At 56.6% G+C, this 19,576-nt stretch carries 15 protein-coding genes; 4 read left to right on the top strand and 11 right to left on the bottom strand.

Annotated elements, in window-relative coordinates:
• Positions 1–410 precede the first annotated feature (410 nt).
• On the top strand, positions 411–1,901 hold the full coding sequence (locus CMN55_RS04655; protein ID WP_293948377.1) for a M23 family metallopeptidase: 1,491 nt from the start codon (positions 411–413) through the stop codon (positions 1,899–1,901).
• A 75-nt stretch (positions 1,902–1,976) separates the two neighbouring features.
• Here the strand turns inward: CMN55_RS04655 and clpB are convergent, their stop codons facing one another.
• From clpB to CMN55_RS04705, 10 genes are all read right to left on the bottom strand, one after another.
• Positions 1,977–4,565 (bottom strand): ATP-dependent chaperone ClpB, encoded by a 2,589-nt coding sequence (gene clpB, locus CMN55_RS04660; RefSeq protein WP_293948378.1) that lies wholly within the window; start codon positions 4,563–4,565, stop codon positions 1,977–1,979.
• 273 nt (positions 4,566–4,838) lie between these two features.
• On the bottom strand, positions 4,839–5,465 hold the full coding sequence (locus CMN55_RS04665; RefSeq protein ID WP_293948379.1) for a DUF4167 domain-containing protein: 627 nt from the start codon (positions 5,463–5,465) through the stop codon (positions 4,839–4,841).
• A 241-nt stretch (positions 5,466–5,706) separates the two neighbouring features.
• Entirely contained in the window at positions 5,707–6,576 is an 870-nt protein-coding gene (gene prmC, locus CMN55_RS04670; RefSeq protein ID WP_293948380.1) for a peptide chain release factor N(5)-glutamine methyltransferase, read from the bottom strand.
• Positions 6,566–7,654 carry a peptide chain release factor 1 gene (prfA, locus tag CMN55_RS04675; RefSeq protein ID WP_293948381.1) on the bottom strand — a complete coding sequence of 363 codons (1,089 nt, stop codon included), beginning with the start codon at positions 7,652–7,654 and terminating at the stop codon, positions 6,566–6,568. Before prfA ends, prmC begins: the two co-directional genes overlap by 11 nt.
• A 15-nt stretch (positions 7,655–7,669) precedes the next feature.
• Complete coding sequence (gene hisS, locus CMN55_RS04680; protein WP_293948382.1) at positions 7,670–8,914, bottom strand: histidine--tRNA ligase; 1,245 nt, start codon at positions 8,912–8,914, stop codon at positions 7,670–7,672.
• 32 nt (positions 8,915–8,946) lie between these two features.
• Positions 8,947–10,107, bottom strand: coding sequence for a flavodoxin-dependent (E)-4-hydroxy-3-methylbut-2-enyl-diphosphate synthase (gene ispG, locus CMN55_RS04685; RefSeq protein ID WP_293948383.1), 1,161 nt, complete (start codon positions 10,105–10,107; stop codon positions 8,947–8,949).
• A 120-nt stretch (positions 10,108–10,227) separates the two neighbouring features.
• The gene (locus tag CMN55_RS04690; protein WP_293948384.1) at positions 10,228–11,484 is read right to left on the bottom strand and encodes a RodZ domain-containing protein; all 1,257 of its coding nucleotides are present in this window, start codon (positions 11,482–11,484) and stop codon (positions 10,228–10,230) included.
• Between the two features lie 187 nt (positions 11,485–11,671).
• The gene (ptsP, locus tag CMN55_RS04695) at positions 11,672–13,936 is read right to left on the bottom strand and encodes a phosphoenolpyruvate--protein phosphotransferase (RefSeq protein ID WP_293948385.1); all 2,265 of its coding nucleotides are present in this window, start codon (positions 13,934–13,936) and stop codon (positions 11,672–11,674) included.
• Positions 13,937–14,992 carry an NAD(P)H-dependent flavin oxidoreductase gene (locus CMN55_RS04700; protein ID WP_293948386.1) on the bottom strand — a complete coding sequence of 352 codons (1,056 nt, stop codon included), beginning with the start codon at positions 14,990–14,992 and terminating at the stop codon, positions 13,937–13,939. It abuts the gene before it with no gap.
• Positions 14,982–16,202: an aspartate kinase gene (locus tag CMN55_RS04705; protein WP_293948387.1), complete on the bottom strand. Its 1,221-nt coding sequence runs from the start codon at positions 16,200–16,202 to the stop codon at positions 14,982–14,984. Before CMN55_RS04705 ends, CMN55_RS04700 begins: the two co-directional genes overlap by 11 nt.
• Positions 16,203–16,382: 180 nt before the next feature.
• Here CMN55_RS04705 and ubiG point away from each other — a divergent pair, with 180 nt between their 5' ends.
• From ubiG to mutT, 3 genes are all read left to right on the top strand, one after another.
• Positions 16,383–17,144: a bifunctional 2-polyprenyl-6-hydroxyphenol methylase/3-demethylubiquinol 3-O-methyltransferase UbiG gene (gene ubiG / locus CMN55_RS04710; protein ID WP_293948388.1), complete on the top strand. Its 762-nt coding sequence runs from the start codon at positions 16,383–16,385 to the stop codon at positions 17,142–17,144.
• A 72-nt stretch (positions 17,145–17,216) separates the two neighbouring features.
• Positions 17,217–18,449: a bifunctional glutamate N-acetyltransferase/amino-acid acetyltransferase ArgJ gene (argJ, locus tag CMN55_RS04715; RefSeq protein WP_293948389.1), complete on the top strand. Its 1,233-nt coding sequence runs from the start codon at positions 17,217–17,219 to the stop codon at positions 18,447–18,449.
• A gap of 2 nt (positions 18,450–18,451) precedes the next feature.
• The gene (mutT, locus tag CMN55_RS04720) at positions 18,452–18,868 is read left to right on the top strand and encodes an 8-oxo-dGTP diphosphatase MutT (protein ID WP_293948390.1); all 417 of its coding nucleotides are present in this window, start codon (positions 18,452–18,454) and stop codon (positions 18,866–18,868) included.
• A 232-nt stretch (positions 18,869–19,100) separates the two neighbouring features.
• Here mutT and CMN55_RS04725 read toward each other — a convergent pair whose 3' ends face one another.
• On the bottom strand, positions 19,101–19,517 hold the full coding sequence (locus CMN55_RS04725) for a helix-turn-helix domain-containing protein (protein ID WP_293948391.1): 417 nt from the start codon (positions 19,515–19,517) through the stop codon (positions 19,101–19,103).
• Positions 19,518–19,576 lie beyond the last annotated feature (59 nt).

A 19,576-nucleotide genomic window follows, 5' to 3' on the forward strand; every position in this document is an offset into this window, starting at 1 on the left:
AATAAAAAACCAACCAGACAAACCCGATCAACCCGTCAAATCCAACAAGCCATCAGACCCGCCCCGTCGGCGTGACGCGGGTTATAGGCCCACCATACATCCCAGTCAACACAATAAATTCAATTTTTTTAACCGGCCATGTTAATGCCGCAAACTTCCCTTAGGAAACGGCACTCGCGCGTTGCTGATCGCCTTCCGGCGTCGCGCCGATTCCGTCTAACGGATGACATGAGGACGGCTGTTTTGACAACATCTTGATTCACGGCCCGATATAACCGGGACAAACAGTTGCAAGAACTTAAGGAAAAATTGAGGAATGCTTGACAAAATCGCTATCTCGCCGCATCTTTTGTCGCGCATTTATGGTTAATTTGTCAAAAATCAATACATTCGAACGGGTGGTTTAACGAGTGCTGAAAAATATACGATCAGGCGCCCAGACAGGGTCTGCCGGTAAATCCCTGCTGATACCTGTGATAACAATGATTGCTGGCGGCGCTGTCGGCGCTCTGCTCGCCACCACATTCCTGACTGGCAGCGATGTAAATGTCGAGTCAGGCATCCTCGTGACAGAGCCTCGGGCCGCGACCGCTGATCCGGTCGCAAATACCGCAAGCCGTGTGACAGACACTACTCCCTCCCTCCTCGACATGGTCGACCCTTCCGCCGACAGGACCGCCGAAGATATCGCGCCATCCGATCAGCAGACAGAGGACGCCGTTGCCGATACCGCCCCCGCAACAAATGCCCTTCAGGAAACAACAAAGACTGTTTCCGTCGGCAAAGGGGATACACTCATGGCCCTGCTGACCCGCGAGGGGGTTGATCGCACAGAAAGCCATGAAGCCATCACCGCGCTGAACGAAATTTTCGATCCGCGCAGTCTCAAGGTTGGACAGGACGTCACCCTTTATTTCGGCAATGCCGAGGATGATGCTGAAACCGACAAAAGCGCCCCGAGCCTGATTCGCATCGCTCTCAATGAAGATGTGGACCGCCAGCTTGCCGCCGTTCGCACGCCGGGGGCAGGGTTTACGGCCCAGGAAACAATTATTGATCTCGACAAAAAAATGGCAAGAGCGGGCGGCGTTATCGACAGCTCGCTCTTTTTGTCTGCCGCTCAGGCCGGGATCCCCACCCGGACGATCGTCGATCTGATCCGGATCTTCAGCTATGACGTCGATTTTCAGCGTGAAATCCAGCCCGGAGACAGTTTCGAAGTCTATTTCGAGCGCTTCGCCGATGAAAGTGGCAATATTTTGAAAGAAGGCTCCATTGTCTGGGCATCCATGACATTGAGCGGCAAGACCATCACCCTGTACCGTTTCAAGACCAATGATGACGGCATCACCGATTATTATGATGAAAAAGGGCAAAGCGTCCGCAAATCCCTGATGCGGACACCAATTGACGGCGCACGCCTGACCTCAGGCTTTGGCAAACGCAAACACCCCGTACTCGGCTACACAAAAATGCATCGCGGGGTCGATTTCGGCGCGCGCACCGGAACACCGATCATGGCGGCCGGTAACGGTGTCGTCGAATTTGCCGCCCGTAACGGCGGATATGGAAACTATGTCCGCATCCGCCACAACAACAGCTATAAAACCGCTTACGCCCATATGAGTAAATACGGCAAGGGCATCCGCAAGGGGACGCAGGTAAAGCAGGGGCAGATTATCGGATATGTCGGCACGACCGGACGTTCCACCGGGCCGCATCTGCATTATGAAGTCCATAAAAACGGTACGCAGATCAATCCGCTGTCCGTGAAGCTCCCGGCCGGGCGCAAGCTTGAAGGCAAGATGCTGACGGCGTTCAATGCAACAAAGGAAAATATCCGCAGGGAAGTTGCCGGCGTCGAGTTGGAAACCCAGCTATTGGCCAAGCTGAAAGACTGAACATTCCGTCATAGACGTTGAAAAAAACGGCTGTCATTTCTGACAGCCGTTTCTTTTTATGCACGAGGGGATGTCTCAGTCGACAGCAACCGGAACGCCGTCAATTGCAAGTCCATCATCTCCGGCCGAAATCGAAATCTCGTCCCCGTCGGCGATCCGCCCTTCCAATATCATTGAGGCCAGCGGGTTCTGCAGATAACGCTGGATCACCCGTTTGAGCGGACGGGCGCCATAAACAGGATCATATCCGCGGTTGCCAATCCATTCATAGGCCGCCTCATCCAGATCAAGCTTGATATGCCGGTCGGCCAGCAGTTTCTGAAGATGTCCAATCTGGATATCGACGATGGCGTTCATATTCTCACGGGTGAGGCGATGGAAGATGATCTGCTCATCCAGCCGGTTCAAAAACTCCGGCCGGAAGGAAGCCCGAACAACTTCCATAACCTTATGACGCACCAGTTCATCATCCGCGTCCTCCCCGCTCGCCAGATACTCACTGCCGAGGTTGGAGGTCAGGATGATCAGCGTATTCTTGAAATCCACCGTCCGGCCCTGACCATCCGTCAACCGCCCATCATCCAGCACCTGCAACAGGACATTGAAGACATCCGGATGCGCCTTTTCGACCTCATCGAACAGGATGACCTGATACGGACGGCGACGTACCGCCTCGGTAATCACGCCGCCCTGATCATATCCCACATAACCGGGAGGCGCGCCAATCAGCCGCGCAACGCTGTGCTTTTCCATAAACTCGGACATATCAACGCGCAGCAACGCCTGCTCATCATCGAAGAGAAAGGCCGCAAGCGCCTTCGTCAATTCCGTCTTGCCGACACCCGTGGGTCCGAGAAACAGGAAGGAACCAATGGGCCGGTTCGGATCCTGAAGTCCGGCGCGGGCGCGCCGTACGGCATTTGAAACGGCGACAAGCGCTTCTTCCTGACCGATCACCCGTTTGCGCAGCTGGTTTTCCATTCCAAGCAGCTTTTCCCGCTCGCCGGAGAGCATCTTGTCAACGGGAATACCAGTCCAGCGCGAGACAACACCGGCAATATCCTCCTCCTTCACACTCTCGCGGACAAGTGAGGAACCCTCTGCCGCTTCGGCTTCCTCCAGCTCCTTTTCAAGTGCCGGGATGACGCCATAGGCCAGCTCCCCTGCCCGTTGCAGATTGCCCTGTCTCTGAGCCGTCACCAGCTCATTGCGCGCCGCATCCAGCTTTTCCTTGACGGACTGGGCACGATTGAGCTTTTCCTTCTCCATCTGCCAGCTTTGCGTAAGATCGGCAGACTGCTTCTCCAGATCGACAAGCTCCTTTTGCAGCTTTTCAAGCCGTTCCTTTGACGCCTTGTCGCTTTCCTTTTCAAGGGCTGATGCCTCGATTTTCATCTGCAGGATCTTGCGGTCCAGCTCATCCACCTCTTCGGGCTTGCTGTCCACTTCCATGCGGCGTCGGCTGGCTGCTTCATCCACAAGGTCAATGGCCTTGTCCGGGAGAAACCGGTCCGTGATATAGCGGTTCGACAGCGTTGCCGCCGCGACAAGAGCATTGTCAGAGATTTGCACACCGTGGTGAACCTCATACTTCTCTTTCAGGCCGCGCAGAATGGAAATCGTATCCTCCACCGTCGGCTCGGAGACAAAGACCGACTGGAATCGCCGCGCGAGCGCCGCGTCTTTCTCGATATACTTCCGGTATTCATCCAGCGTGGTTGCGCCGACGCAGTGCAATTCTCCCCGGGCAAGAGCTGGTTTCAACAGGTTAGAGGCATCCATCGAGCCTTCCGCCGCCCCTGCGCCGACAAGCGTGTGCAACTCGTCAATAAAGAGGATGATCTCACCGCCTGCGGCAGAAATTTCAGAGAGAACCGCTTTCAGCCGCTCTTCAAATTCACCGCGATATTTCGCGCCCGCGATCAACTGCCCAAGATCAAGACTCATCAGCCTTTTGTCCTTCAGGCTTTCCGGCACATCACCATTAACGATACGCAACGCCAGCCCTTCGACAATCGCCGTCTTGCCGACGCCAGGCTCCCCGATCAGGACCGGATTGTTCTTGGTCCGACGGGACAGCACCTGAATAGTCCGGCGGATTTCCTCATCCCGGCCGATAACCGGGTCGAGCTTGCCGCTACGCGCGGCCTCCGTCAGATCGCGCGCATATTTGTTGAGCGCGTCATAAGAGGCTTCCGCTCCGGAACTGTCCGCCGTGCGCCCTTTTCTAAGATCATTGATAGCCGCATTGAGATTGTTGGCATTAACCCCGGCCGCATTCAGTATCTTGGCAGTTTCAGAGCCCTTCTCCAGGGTCAATGCGAGCAGGAGCCGCTCCACCGTCACAAAATTATCCCCAGCCTTCTCCGCCAATCCTTCCGCAGAGGCAAAGACGCGGGCAAGGTCCGGCGTCAGATTTAACTGACCCGCGCCGCTCCCCGTCACTTGCGGGATTTTGGCAAGGGCCGCCTCCACCCCTTCACGGGCGCGACGGGCATCGCCTCCGGCCTTGGCGATCAGGCCGCTGGCCATACCTTCCTTGTCATCCAGCAATACTTTCAGGAGATGTTCGGGCGTCAACCGCTGATGATTTTCACGTAACGCCAGAGTTTGGGCCGACTGGATAAATCCCTTCGACCGATCTGTATATTTTTCTATATCCATGCTCGTCCTCGACACATAGGCCGTTGCTTGAATTGCGCGACTTCAGATGATCCCGTCAAGGCAATCATTTTGCAAGTCCGCCAACGGCGTCTTTTCACTGAAATATATGTGGGCGGGCGGAAACTGATTTCAAGACAAACCGACGGCTATTAAGCGGGGCGCCGAGGGGGATTAAAAAAAGGAGACAGCGAGCCGTCTCCCTTTATGGATTATTATGTCGTAAGCATTCTCGGCAATACCGAAATCCGGCAACTAAGAGAGGGAGGCCCGGCCTTACTCGCCGGTTGTTGCGTCTTCGGCCTCTTTATCGGGGGTATTCCGGCTGGATGTTCGACGTCGCAAGGTTCGGGTGCGGCTGACCTTACGCTTGGCCTTTGAAGCAGTCTCATCTTCTGTATCAGCGGTATTGGGCTCGTTTAATTCTGGCGTCATCGACAGATCGACATCAGGCTGCTCTACCTTGCTGAGATCCACGGACGAAGTATCATCTCCGTCATCGCTATCCGCGTCATTATCCTGCGAACGGTCATTTGAGCGACCTGTCCGGGAAATCTGGACATCCTCGTTATCATTATCATCATAGGAGGTGTTCTCAGAATTATCAGCTGTCGGACGATCCCTGGACGGGGTCGTATTCGCCGCGACAATCCGGAAATAATGTTCCGCGTGCTGAAAGTAATTCTCTGCGGCAATGCGATCGCCGGAATTCTGGGCGTCCGTGCCAAGAGCAACATATTTATCGTATACCTGCGTCGCGGTTCCCCGAATTTTACCGTCAGGACCGTTACTGTCATATGTGCGGTTTGACCCACCCGACCGGCGATTATTCCCTGCTCCCGCCCGGTTTCCACCGGAATTCGCTCGCCCGCCGCGGGCGCGCCTATTACTACTTACTCTCATTATCGCAATGATTCCGTCAATCTAGAGTTCTGTTCTCAGTTAGTGCAAGATCACTCAATTCAGGGGCCAGCATATACTCCGCTCCCGGTCCGGGAAGGCATTATCCCGGCGGCTAAGACCTGATTTTGAATTAAGTATCGATCACCGACCAAAGGTGTGGTCTCATTCTTCAAGTATGATCGGTGAAAACCCTACCTGCTGTTTTTATAATAATCCATTGTTTTTTTCAAAAAAAGTGACCTTATTTGCCAGATATAGCAGCAATGCAACGCTCGATCCCTGCCAGATCCCTATAAAACCGGACATTGCACAGGCCGGATTGCCCCATCAACCGCCCCACTTCCGGGGCTTGTCCCGCGCCCACTTCAAACAGGAGCAACCCGTCCGGACGGAGCAAGCGACCGATATCAGCAAGTATGGCACGGTAGCAATCAAGCCCATCATCGCCGCCAACAAGCGCAAGGCGGGGATCATATTCCCTGACTTCCGGCTGCAGTGTGGCAATATGAGAGGCCGGGATATAAGGCGGATTGCTGATCACGAGATCGAAGCTTTCCGTCACCTTCTCTCCCCAGCTACTTTTTATAAAGCGGGCTCGCTCCGCAAGCCCGAGGCGGACGGCATTCTTTTGCGCGAGGAGCAGCGCCGCCTCACTCACATCAACACCAACACCTGTCGCTTCGGGCAACTCATGCAGCAGCGCAAGAAGGAGGCAACCACTGCCTGTGCCCAGATCCAGAATGAGATGCGGTGCATATCCGTTTTTTACATGTTCAAGTGCCGCCTCGATCAAGGTTTCGCTGTCGGCGCGCGGATCCAGCACATCGGCGCTGACAAGAAAATCCAGGCTCCAGAACTCGCGATGTCCGGTGATGTGGGAAATCGGCTCCCGCGCTGCGCGGCGGCGGATCATCGCCTCATAGGCCGCCTGCTGGTTCACCGATAGCTCGCGCTCGCCTTCCCGGTAGACAATTCCGATATCGCTTTCAAGGAGATGCGCCATCAGCAGCATGGCATCCCGCCGGGCGTTTTCAATATCCGCTTCGGCCAGGCGTCGGGAGGCCGAGGCAACAACCGCCGCAAGTCGCGGATTTACCGGTTCAGCTTTCACCTTCAATCTCTGCAAGCTGGGCCGCCTGATCCTCGGCGATCAGCGCTTCGATCACCTCATGCAAGGCTTCCCCCGCCAGCACTTTGTCCAGCTTGTAAAGCGTGAGGTTGATGCGGTGATCCGTAACGCGACCTTGCGGAAAATTATAGGTTCGGATGCGTTCCGACCGGTCACCGGAGCCCACCTGCCCCTTTCGCGCCGCCGAACGTTCCGCCGCCCGGGCCGCGCGTTCCGCCTCATAAATGCGCGATCGCAGCACGCTCATCGCTTTTGCCTTGTTCTTATGCTGGGATTTTTCATCCTGCTGCTGCACCACGATACCGGTCGGCAAATGGGTGATTCGGACAGCGGAATCCGTTGTGTTCACAGACTGCCCACCGGGGCCGGACGCCCGAAAGATGTCAATACGGAGATCACTATCGGCGATCTGCACATCCACTTCCTCCGCTTCCGGCAAGACGGCGACGGTCGCCGCAGAGGTATGAATACGTCCACCCGTCTCGGTTTCCGGAACACGCTGGACACGGTGCACACCGGATTCAAATTTAAGGTTCGCAAACACATTGCGTCCCGTCACCTTGACGATCACTTCCTTGATACCGCCAAGATCGGACTCGGAAAGCGACATGGTCTCGCACTTCCAACCGAGGCTTTCCGCATAGCGCTGATACATGCGATAGAGATCACCGGCGAACAACGCCGCCTCCTCCCCGCCTGTCCCGGCACGAATTTCAAGAATCGCGTTCTTTTCGTCCGCATCATCCTTGGGCAGAAGCTGCAATTTGATGGAATGCTCAAGATCGGGCAGGCGGGCTGTCAGTTCCTCAATCTCCAGCTCCGCCATCTCCCGCATTTCTGCGTCTGTATCGGGACTCTTCAGCATATCCTCCAGATCGGCCAGCTCCTTACGGGCCGACTGGAACTTGCCGATAACCTCGACCAGCGGTTTCAGCTCCGAATATTCACGGCTCATGCGCACGAAATCATCCGGTGCAACCTCGCCCATCGCACCGGACATGGCCGCTTCCAGCTCTTCGGAGCGGGACAGGATCAGCTTCAGCTTGTCTTCAGGGAGCATCGGTTCTTTTGCCTTTTAGCCAAGCGCCGCGAGGGCAGATCCGAGAGAGGCTAGAGCAATTTCCTCCTGCTCCCCCTTATCAAGATCACGGAAGGTGCAGGCATCGCGCGCCAATTCGTCTTCCCCGATCAGGATGGCCGCCCGGGCATTCAGCTTGTTCGCCCGTTTCATGCGTTTGGAGAGATTCCCCTTGAAGGCCATTTCGATGACATGCCCGTCCTGGCGCAAGGAGTAAGCCAGCTTCTGGGCCGCCGTTTCCGCCGCATCCCCAATCGGGATGATGGCTAGGGGGCGAACTTCTTTTATCGCGCCCGTTGCCAGCATGGCGAGACGTTCCACTCCGCCGGCCCAGCCGATGCCCGGCGTCGGTTTGCCACCAAGTGCTTCGATCAGGCCATCATAACGCCCGCCAGCAATCACGGCGCCTTGCGCGCCGAGTTCCGTCGTCACAAATTCAAAAGCCGTATGGGTGTAATAATCAAGCCCGCGGACAAGCCGCCGGTTCAGATGATACCCAATGCCGAGCAGCGACAGCCCATCCAGCACCTCGGCAAAAAAATCTGATGAGAAGCTGTTGAGATAGTCAGTAAAAAGCGGGGCTTTCTCCACCAGTGCCCGATCTCCGGCGTCCTTGCTGTCCAGAATGCGCAGCGGGTTTCGCTCCAGCCGGTCGAGGCTGTCCTTGGAAAGACTGTCCTTATGGTCACCAAAATATTCCACCAGCACGGCCCGATAGGCCTGACGGCTTTCCTGATCACCCAGCGTGTTGATTTCAAGGCTGCATTTGTCAAGAATGCCGAGTGCCTTCAGAATGGCCGCGCCGAGCGAGATCACCTCGATATCCGCCTGCGGTTCCGCCGCGCCGATGCATTCCACGTCAATCTGATGGAACTGCCGCTGTCGCCCCTTCTGCGGGCGCTCATAACGGAACATCGGCCCGGTTGCGAAGACCTTGAACGGCACCTGCTGCTGTAATCCGTTGCTGATGAAAGAGCGGCAGATGCCTGCCGTATATTCGGGTCTGAGCGTCATGCTCTCCCCGCCCCGGCTCTCGAATGAATACATTTCTTTCGAGACAACATCGGAGCTTTCGCCCATGGTCCGGGCAAAGACTTCCGTAAATTCGAAGATCGGCGTTGCCATTTCCGCATAGCCAAAACGTGCCGCCACTTCCCGCGCCGAATTCTGCACATGGGCATGGCGCGCGAAATCCTCTGGCAACAGGTCATGGGTGCCGCGGACTGGCTGTGGTTGGGACACGTGTTATCTCCGTATTAAGTTCTTGATTAATCTCAGGCGATGCGTTTACCGGCCTGATTGAGATGAGGCGCGCCGGAACCTTCTTCATCGGCAGCATTCAGCGCCTCAATCTCGGCGGCCTTGGCTTCAACCAGCTCGACAATATGGTCAACCATATTGCCCGTGTCGATACGGTGATCGGTTACGCCGCTGAGATAGACCATGTGATTGTCCTTCCCGCCGCCGGTCAGCCCGATGTCGGTTTCACGAGCTTCCCCCGGCCCGTTAACCACACAGCCGATGATGGAGAGAGTGAGCGGGGTCTGGATATGGGCAAGACGCTTTTCCAGCGTTTCCACTGTCTTGATGACCGGAAAGGCCTGCCGGGCGCAGGACGGGCAGGAAATAATCGTCACTCCGCGGCGGCGCAACCCCAGACTCTTGAGGATTTCATAGCCGACCTTCACTTCTTCCACCGGATCGGCGGAAAGAGAGACCCGCAATGTATCGCCAATGCCGGACCACAGCAGCATGCCAAGCCCGATGGAGGATTTGACCGTGCCACTAGACAGCCCGCCCGCCTCCGTAATCCCGAGATGCAGCGGGTAATCGCACGCCTCCGCCAACCCCTGATAGGCGGCCACTGACAGGAAGACATCCGACGCCTTCACGCTGATCTTGAAATTGAAAAAGTCGTTATCTTCCAGAATGCGGGCGTGATTGAGGGCGGATTCCACCATCGCATCAGGACAGGGTTCGCCATATTTCTCCAGCAACTCGCGTTCCAGGCTGCCGGCATTGACGCCGATCCGCATGGAACAGTTGTGATCCACCGCCGCCTTCACGACATCGCGCACCCGATCGGCGGAGCCGATATTACCGGGGTTGATGCGCAGACAGGCCGCGCCCGCCTCCGCCGCCTCAATCCCGCGTTTATAGTGGAAATGGATATCGGCGATGATCGGCACATTGGTCTCGCGGACGATTTCCTTCAAGGCCTTGGTGCTGGCATCATCCGGGCAGGAAACCCGCACCATATCCGCTCCGGCTTCTTCCAGCGCAAGGATCTGTTCGATTGTTGCCTTGGGATCGGAAGTCAGTGTGTTGGTCATCGACTGCACCGATATCGGCGCATCCCCGCCCACGGGAACATTGCCGACATAAATCTGCCGTGACTTTCGCCGGATTATCTCTCGATAGGGTCTGATGCTCATGGGATCTACTTCAGCAAATTGCGTCAAAGAGGGCGGTGCCGTCTGTCGCGCCTAAAATGGCGGTTATTTGCTCAAATTACAAGCAATACCATCGGCACGGTGGCGGCAAAATCAATTCCGCTACTGCAAGCCGATATTCTGGATCAGGCTGTCTGCCGCGAGGGAAACCTCCCGGACAATCTTGCCGGTTCCGCCGAGAGAGCGAATTTCCCGGCCATCGACCAGAATTTCCAGTCCGCCCGCATTCCCGGTTGTCATTTTCAATGTCGGATTATTGGGCACCATATAGACATCGCCGGGTTTAAGCAGCCGGGACAATACAGGCCTTTGATCACCGACCTTGACCTCGACCCAGCTTTCCTCTGTCGCGCGCAGAACAACGCGGGAATCCGTATTTTCAACGCCAAAGGTCCGGGACATGGGATTGCCCTGATTTTCATCCGCGAGTTGCCGCTCTGTCTCAGCCCTGTTCAGGGTATCCTGCGGGTAATTGGCGGTGGCTCCCGCTGGAGCTGCCTGATCCGCTGGGGCCGCACTATTGGGGGCGGTCTCCGCCGCCGGATCCGCGGGCGCATTCTCCGCCACATCCGACGATGTCGCCGCCTCATCAGAAGCTGCGGGCGCGGTTGATTGAGATGTTGCCGATGGCGTACTTTCCTCAACTTCCGAGGCAGGCGTCTTATCCGCAATGTCTGAATTGCTTTCCTGACTGTCAGCCACGGCGCTCGGAGCCGAATTGGACGGCTCCGCGCTCGTCCCGCTCTCATCCGCGACAGCCTGACCGGTAGCCGCCTGTCCCGCTGTCGCTTCGGCAGAAGAGGGAGCCGTCGGGGTCGCCGGTGTTATTTCGGCAATATTCTTGGGCGGCGTCGGTTCCGGATTTCCGGCGGTTATCGGCTGATTACCCGCCCCGTTATCATCCGTCGGCAAAATCTTGCTCGCCAGATGTTCCGGCAGTTCCGCAACCCTCTCGAAATCCAGGCTTTCACTTTCCTGATATAAAAACCAGCCCGCCAGCAAAACGAGAGCAAAAACGAATGTCCCAAGAAGAATGCCCGCCCCCGGCATACGGCCGCCTGTTGTTGGTTCGGGGAAGGCAAGTGACGGCGCATGCAGCCCGCCCCCTTCTTCATTTTTGTAAACATCGACAATCGCGACCGCATCAAGGTTCAGCAGATTTGCATAGGAGCGCAGGAAACCGGTGACAAACGTCTGTCCGGGAAGGCTGTCATAATCGCCCTCCTCAAGTGCATAAACCTGACTCGCCTTCAGCCGCAAAACATCTGCAACCTGATGCAGGGAAAGGCCTTTTTCCTCTCGTGCCAGTCGAAGACGAGCGCCGACCGTGAGAGGTTCCTCCCTCTCCGGATCAGTCATATATTCCTCCGTATTTTGAAATGACAGCCTATTTCCCCTGGATGCGTGCCTGCTCAACAGGTTCGGCTCTCTGGCGTCATCACGCCATTTGCTGTCTCTCTCCATAATCAAACGCCAAATTACCGTTGGTTAACTTTCGCAACAGCTTGCCCGCCATTATCGGCGAAAATAAGGAAACTGCAATAATTTATATAATAATCCCGTGATCCTGCGCAAATGCCCGAAGCTGGTCACGCACGGAACGGTCTCGCGAATGGCAAAGCCCGCGAACAAAATTCTCGAGTCTGCCGATATCTGCGCTCAGCGCCATTTCCTTGACCCGGCCGAGTGTTTCCGCCGACATGGAAAAATTCCGATAGCCAAGCCCCAACAACGCCATCGCCTCCAGCGGCCGCCCGGCAATATCGCCGCATATGGAAAACGGCTTGCCGGCCACCTCGCAATGTTCCGCAATCGTCCTTAACAGTAACAGCAAGCTCGGGCTCAGGCTATCATATCTGTCGGTGACTTTCGGATTGCCGCGGTCCACCGCAAAAAAGAATTGCATCAGGTCATTGGAACCGACGGAAATAAAATCCACCTCCCCCAGTAGATGCGGCAATTGCCAGATAATGGACGGCACCTCGATCATGGTGCCGACCTGAATGGATTTCGGCAAGCCATTTGCGCGTTGCCCTGCCCGCTCGATCTCCTTGTTGAGAATGGCCTTCGCCTCCATAAATTCGGAGACCTCGGCAATCATCGGAAACATGATCGAGATATCCCGCCCTGCGCCCGCACGGACCAGCGCCCGGAGCTGACTGCGCAGCAGCGCCGGGCGATCAAGGCCAATCCGGATGGCCCTCCATCCTAGGGCGGGATTCTCCTCCGCCCGCGTCTTGAGATAGGGCAAGAGCTTGTCGCCGCCGATATCGAGGGTACGAAACACCACCGGACTCGCGCCCATTTTTTCGAGCACGCGCGAATAAAGCTCGGTCTGCTGATCCACCTTCGGCATCTGGGAACGGACCATGAATTGCAGCTCCGTCCTGAACAGACCGATCCCGTCGGCGCCCAGATCAGGAAAATGATCAATATCAATCAGCAGCCCGGCATTGACATTCAGGCTGAGCGGCACCCCGTCCAGCGACATATTCGGCTTGTCGCGAAGCGCCGCATATTTCGCCTCCCGCTGCGCCCGCTGTTGCTGGCTGCGGGCAAAGGCCTGCTGCACATCTTCGCCCGGGCGCAGGAAAACCTGCCCATGCTCCCCATCCACCAGCAGCAGATCGCCCTGTTCCACATTCTCCAGGATATCGGCGCATTGTCCGACCACCGGCACGCCAAGCGCCCGGGCGACAATCGCCACATGGCTGGACCGGGTTCCCTCTTCCAGAATCACTGCCTTCAGGCGCCGCCGATCATAATCCAGTAGTTCTGCGGCGCCCATGTTGCGCGCAACCACAACGGTATCCTGCTCCAGATTACGCCGGTCAATCAGCGTCCGCCCGTCAAGGTGCAGATAAAGACGATTGGCCAGATCATCAAGTTCGGACAACCTTTCCCGGAGATAGGGATCGGTGATTTCCTTCATGCGCGCCCGCGTATCGTCCTGAACGCGCTTGATCGCCGCCTCCGCCGTCAGGCCGGTCTTCACCGCCTCCTGCAGCTTTTTCAACCAGCCCTTGTCATAGGCGAACATCTTGTAGGCTTCAAAGATATCCTTTGATTCATCGCTGAACAAAGTATCCGTAGCAACCAGAAGCTTATCGACAGTACTTTGCATCGCGCTGATGGCGGCTTCGAGACGGTGCAGCTCCTTCGCCCTGTCTTCCGCAATGGTCCGGATAACTTCAATGCGTGGCTCATGCAGCAATGCAGCGCCTGCTCCCAATCCTTCTGCCAGGACGCGGCCATTGATATGGTGCGGCAGTGTCGCATTTCCGGCGGCATCGGAAAATTCGATGGCCGCGATCATCTGCTCCGAACTGACCAGTTCCGCCACCACCATGGCGACGGTCTGGAGCGCCTCGACCTCTTCATCTGTATAGGTGCGGCGTGTCCGGTTCTGGACAACCAGAACACCGATGACCCGGCCGCCCCGCAGGATCGGTGTGCCCAGCAGAGAGTGATATTCTTCTTCGCCTGTTTCCGGGCGATAGGCAAACTGCGGATGGGACTGCGCATCGGACAGGTTGAGCGGCCGCGCCCGCGCAGCGATATCACCGACCAGCCCTTCGCCAAACCGCAGCCGCGTCTGGTGCACGGCGCTCGGCTTCAGGCCCTGCGTTGCAAAAAGCTCCAGCACATCACCGGCCCGGCGAAGATAACAGGAGCAAACCTCGGCGATCATATTGTTGGCGATCAGGTGAACGATCTCGCTCAGACGCTGTTCCGCATCGCCATGCCCCGCCATCACCTGATGGAGCTTGCGAAGCAGCAGCCTCGGCGCGCTGATCCCAACACCGCTCATTTACAAACTGTCCCTTTGATCTCCGTGATTTTCGAAGGAACTCTGCGCCTGAGCCACAAGCTCCTCCATGATTTCTGCGATTGATTGCTCCTTTTTGACCATACCGACGCTCTGTCCCGCCATGACGGAGCCGAATTCTACATCGCCTTCAATGACGGCGCGGCGCAAGGCACCGGCCCAGAAATGCTCAATGGCAAGGCGTGCCGCATCAAGATCCATTTCCCCTGCCTTGTATTGGGCAATCACCTGATGCTGGGTTTCGATAAATTTCTGCCCTCCGGCATTGTCAAGTGCCCGTACCGGAATGACCGGGAACATGGGATCCACCTGCACCGTTGTGACCGCATCGCGCGCATTGGCGCGAATGAAAGCCTTCTTGAACGCCGGATGGGCAATGGATTCAAATGAACAGACAAAGCGGGTGCCAAGCTGGCATCCGGCCGCGCCCATCCTGAGATAGGTGGCGATGGCCTCCCCCCGCCCGATGCCCCCGGCGACAAAGACGGGAACATCTTCGATATTCGGCAGGATTTCCTGCGCCAGCACACTTGTGGACACCGGGCCGATATGACCGCCCGCCTCCATCCCTTCGATCACCAGCGCATCGGCCCCGCTGCGGATCAGCTTCTTGCCAAGCGCCAGTGTCGGCGTGAAGCAGACTACCTTGGCGCCGCCATTGCGGATTTTCTCGATTGTTTCCTTGGCCGGGATGCCACCCGCCAGCACCACATGTCCGACATTGAGGGCAAGGCAGACATCCACCAGCTTGTCGAGGTCGGGATGCATGGTGATCAGGTTGACACCGAACGGCTTGCCGGTCAGGGCTTGTGTTCCCCTGATTTCCGCGTCCAGCAGCTCCGGCGTCATGGCCCCGCAGGCAATCACGCCGAAGCCCCCGGCATTCGAGATGGCGGCCACCAGATTCCTTTCCGAGACCCAGGACATCGCGCCGCCCAGAATGGCGTATTTTGTTCCCAGGAAATCGCAGCCCCGTTTCCACGCACTTGCCAGGCAATCAGTGCCGTTTTTCAACTGCCCGCCCATGTTACGCGGCATCCAGCCCGAACGCCGTGTGCAGGGTCCGGACAGCTAGCTCGGTATACTCCTCGGCGAGCAGAACACTCACCTTGATTTCGGAAGTGGAAATCACCTGAATGTTGATCCCTTTTTCTGCCAGTGCGGCAAACATTGTCTTGGCAACGCCAGCGTGACTGCGCATACCCATGCCGACGATGGAGACCTTGACCACGTTGGAATCGGGGACGATCGCCTTGCAGTCAACCTTCTCTTTCAACGTGTCCAGCACCGACAGGGCCTGATCAATCTGCTTGCGGCCGACCGTAAAGGTCAGATCCGTCGCCTTGCCATCCTCCGATACGTTCTGGACGATCATATCCACATTGACATTGGCATCCGCCAGCGCCCCAAAGACAAGCGCCGCAACGCCCGGCCGGTCGGCAACCTGCTGCAACGTTACCTTGGCCTCATCGCGCGTATAGGTAACGCCACTTACAACCTGATGTTCCACAATATCTTCCTCATCTACGACCAGTGTTCCCGGTAAATCTTCAAAGCTGGACAGGACCTGCAGCTTGACGCGATGCTTCATGGCCATCTCAACGGACCGCGTCTGCAGAACCTTCGCGCCGAGAGACGCCAGTTCCAGCATTTCCTCATAAGTAATTTTATCAAGTTTGGCGGCCTTTGTCGCGATCCGCGGATCGGCGGTGTAAATCCCATCCACATCCGTATAGATATCGCAACGATCCGCCTCCAGCGCCGCCGCCAGCGCAACGGCAGACGTATCCGAGCCGCCACGCCCCAGTGTCGTGATGCGATTATCTGTCCCGATCCCCTGGAAACCCGCGCAGACTGCCACCTGCCCTTCGCTGAAACGTTTTATGACTTCTGAACAATCAATATCCTCGATCCGGGCCGCGCTGTGGNCAGCATTGGTTTTTACAGGAATCTGCCAGCCCAGCCACGAACGGGNGGAAATGCCGATATCCTGCAAGGCCAGCGACACCAGCCCGACACTGATCTGTTCGCCGCTGGAAACCACGACATCATATTCCCGCGCATCGTGCAGTTTGGACACATTTGAAACAAGATCGACCAGCCGATTTGTTTCTCCCGACATGGCGGAGACAACAACCGCCACCTCGTGCCCCGCATCCACTTCCCTTTTCACCCGTTGGGCAACATTCCTGATACGCTCGACCGAGCCAACCGACGTTCCCCCAAATTTCATTACCAGCCGTGCCATGGCCGCTTACCTCTTCCCTCGATACTGTCACGAGGGTTCAAAAATTTATGTAAAAGTCACAATTACCTTTGGTACAAAGGAGCGTATACTTATACTTAACGGTGGGTGCGGGGCAAGCACCGCCATCAATTTATTGCAATAATACTGACTTTTTTTGACATGTATAATAACGGAGCCAGCATGAGCGACGCAGCACAGGCAAAATCAGTAGATCCGTCGGAAATTGCCAATTTCGCCGCGATGGCCGATGAATGGTGGGATGAAAACGGAAAATTCAAACCCCTTCATAAGTTTAACCCGATTCGCATCGGCTATATCCGCGATACCGTCATTGCCCATTTCGGATTGCAGTTTGAGAATGCCATCGTCAAGCTGAAACCGTTTACAGGGCTGCGGATCCTTGATATCGGCTGCGGTGGCGGCCTGCTGTCGGAGCCTATGGCCCGTCTGGGCGGTGACGTGGTGGCCGCCGATGCCTCCGAGAAGAATATCAGCATCGCCTCGCTGCACGCGGAAAAATCCGGGCTCGCAATCGACTATCGGCATACGACGGCGGAAGAACTGGCCGACGCCGGAGAACAGTTTGATGTGATCCTCAATATGGAAGTTATCGAACATGTCGCCGATATTAAGGGCTTTGTCAGCGCCTGCAGCAAAATGCTCAAACCCGGCGGGATCATGTTCGTCGCCACGCTGAACCGTACGGCGAAAAGTTTCGCCTTCGCCATTGTCGGAGCGGAATATGTCCTGCGCTGGCTGCCCAAGGGAACCCATAACTGGAAGAAATTTCTCAAACCATCGGAAGTTGCCCATCTGGTCCGGGAGAATGGCCTCATTGTCCATGATATGTCCGGGGCGAGCTATAATCCGATCGAGGATCGCTGGCGCCTCAGCCGCGATTTCAGCGTCAATTACATGCTGGCCGCCACAAAACCCGCATAATCGGGGCAACTTCCGAATTGACCGCCTGCCCTTCCATGCCGTAAGTGGGACAGCCCTAGTTGGAGATACGCCATGCCGCTTAAAAAATCACCGCTGGCCCCGGCCGCCTTTCCGGATTTCCCTGTCATAGACGGCGTGCGTTTTGCCGCCGGGAATTCCGGCATGCGCTACAAGGGCCGCAATGATGTCATGCTGGCAGAACTGGCGCCCGGCACCACGGTCGCCGGCGTCTTCACCAAAAACACCATGCCCGGTGCGCCGGTTGACTGGGGCCGGGAAATTCTGCCCCATGGCAAGGCACGCGGACTCGTCGTCAATGCCGGGATTGCTAATGTCTTCACCGGCGCGGCGGGCCGCCGGACGGTGGAAGAAACAGCGGCAGCGACAGCGGCAATTCTCGGCAGTACGGCGGAGGAAATATATATCGCCTCCACCGGGGTGATCGGCGATCCGGTTCCAACAGAAAAAATAACGTCCCTGCTGCCACGGCTGGCGGAGGATCTTTCCTCCGATGCCGGACGAATTGCCGCCGACTGTATCCTGACGACGGATACCTTCGCCAAGGGCGCTGTGGCAACGGCCATGCTGAACGGGGTTAAAATAACCATCGCTGGCTTCTGCAAGGGCTCCGGCATGATTGCCCCCGACATGGCAACCATGCTCGGCTTTCTGTTTACGGATGCGGCAATTCCCGCATCCGTCCTGCAAAAGCTGCTCAGTGATGCCAACGGCAAAAGCTTCAACTGCGTCACTGTGGATTCTGACAGCTCTACCAGTGACAGCGTCCTGCTGTTCGCTACGGGCAAGGCGGGCAATCCAGCCGTTGAAAGCGCGGATGATCCGGCGCTTGAGGGTTTCAAACAGGCTCTTCTCGATGTGATGAGCGATCTGGCCCAGCAGGTCGCACGCGATGGCGAAGGCGCCAGCAAATTCATCACTGTCCGGGTAACTGGCGCCGAAAATGATGCCGCCGCACGAATAATCGCCCTTGCTATTGCAAACTCCCCCCTCGTCAAAACCGCGATTGCGGGGGAGGATGCCAACTGGGGCCGCGTCATCATGGCGGTCGGCAAATCCGGGGAAAAAGCAGATCGGGACAGGATGAGCCTCAGGATTGGCGGCATTCTGATCGCCGAAAATGGCGCGCGCGCCGCCACCTACCGCGAAGCCGATGTTATGCCGCATATGAAAGGATCGGAGATCGAGATCGATGTGGATGTCGCCGTGGGCAAGGGCAGCGCCTTTGCCTGGACCTGCGACCTCACCCATGGCTATATCGACATCAACGCTGACTATCGCAGCTGAGCATGAGTACCGTTCAATCCAAACCCATCATCCTTGTTGCCGCCGTCGCTCTCGTCGATGATGACAACCGTGTCCTGATCGCACAGCGGCCCGCAGGCAAGAGCATGGCGGGCCTGTGGGAGTTTCCGGGCGGCAAGGTGGAACCGCATGAGACACCGGAAGTCGCTCTCATTCGGGAACTCAAGGAAGAACTCGACATCGATGTCACCGAAGCTTGCCTCGCCCCCTTTACCTTTGCGAGCCATGCTTACGAAAAATTTCATCTGCTGATGCCGCTGTATGTCTGCCGCCGGTGGCGGGGCACCCCCCGCCCGACAGAGGGGCAAACGCTGAAATGGGTCCGCGCGCTGCGGCTTGGCGATTATGATATGCCGCCCGCCGATGTCCCGCTCGTCGCCATGTTGCGCGACCTGCTGTAACCGGACAGTATAATTTCATATTTGTAAAATATCGGGAGAGCTGGCACCGTTTCCAGGTAGGCCGGCTTTTGGACTTTCTCCTCATCCAAAGGCCGGCCCGGGAAACCTGGTCCCTCACAAGACGGGTCAGACTAAAGGGCAGGCACCAGTTGCCCTGTCATCTCTCAGGCTTACATTAGAAATTACAATCAAAAATTTGTTGGAAGGCAACTGTTTTTGTTACCACTAGTGGTTATTTCTCCCGTCGGAGCGATTCAAGCTGCGCCAGAGTTTCATGGATCAACGTACGTGTTTCCTCATACATATCCAGGGAAAGGTCCGTATATCTTTGCGTTGGCTTGATCAGTATGCGGCGCCTGTCCGCCTGGTCCCTGTAAAGTTCGATCAAATCATCATTTTCCATTGATCGCAGGGTTTTCTGCAGGCTGGAGCGGCCAAGCCCCGTCAGGGAAGCCAATGTTTCGATATCAATCTCTTTCTGCTGAACGCGGCGCTGTCCGAGCGCGACGCCGACAAGCTCGCGATTCTTGGTCAGAATGGTATCACCGCGGCGCTGGATTTTGCGGATGCGGGACCAGAACCGGTTGAGGATCATAAACTCATCGACAGTCATGTCCCGGCCATTCAGAATATCGGCAATCGTACGCATCTGATTACTCCACCGTTATCCGGTTCTTTATTATGCTGGATATTAAACAGCAGGAAGTT

The sequence above is a fragment of the Sneathiella sp. genome, from assembly GCF_002694385.1.
Classification (GTDB): domain Bacteria; phylum Pseudomonadota; class Alphaproteobacteria; order Sneathiellales; family Sneathiellaceae; genus Sneathiella.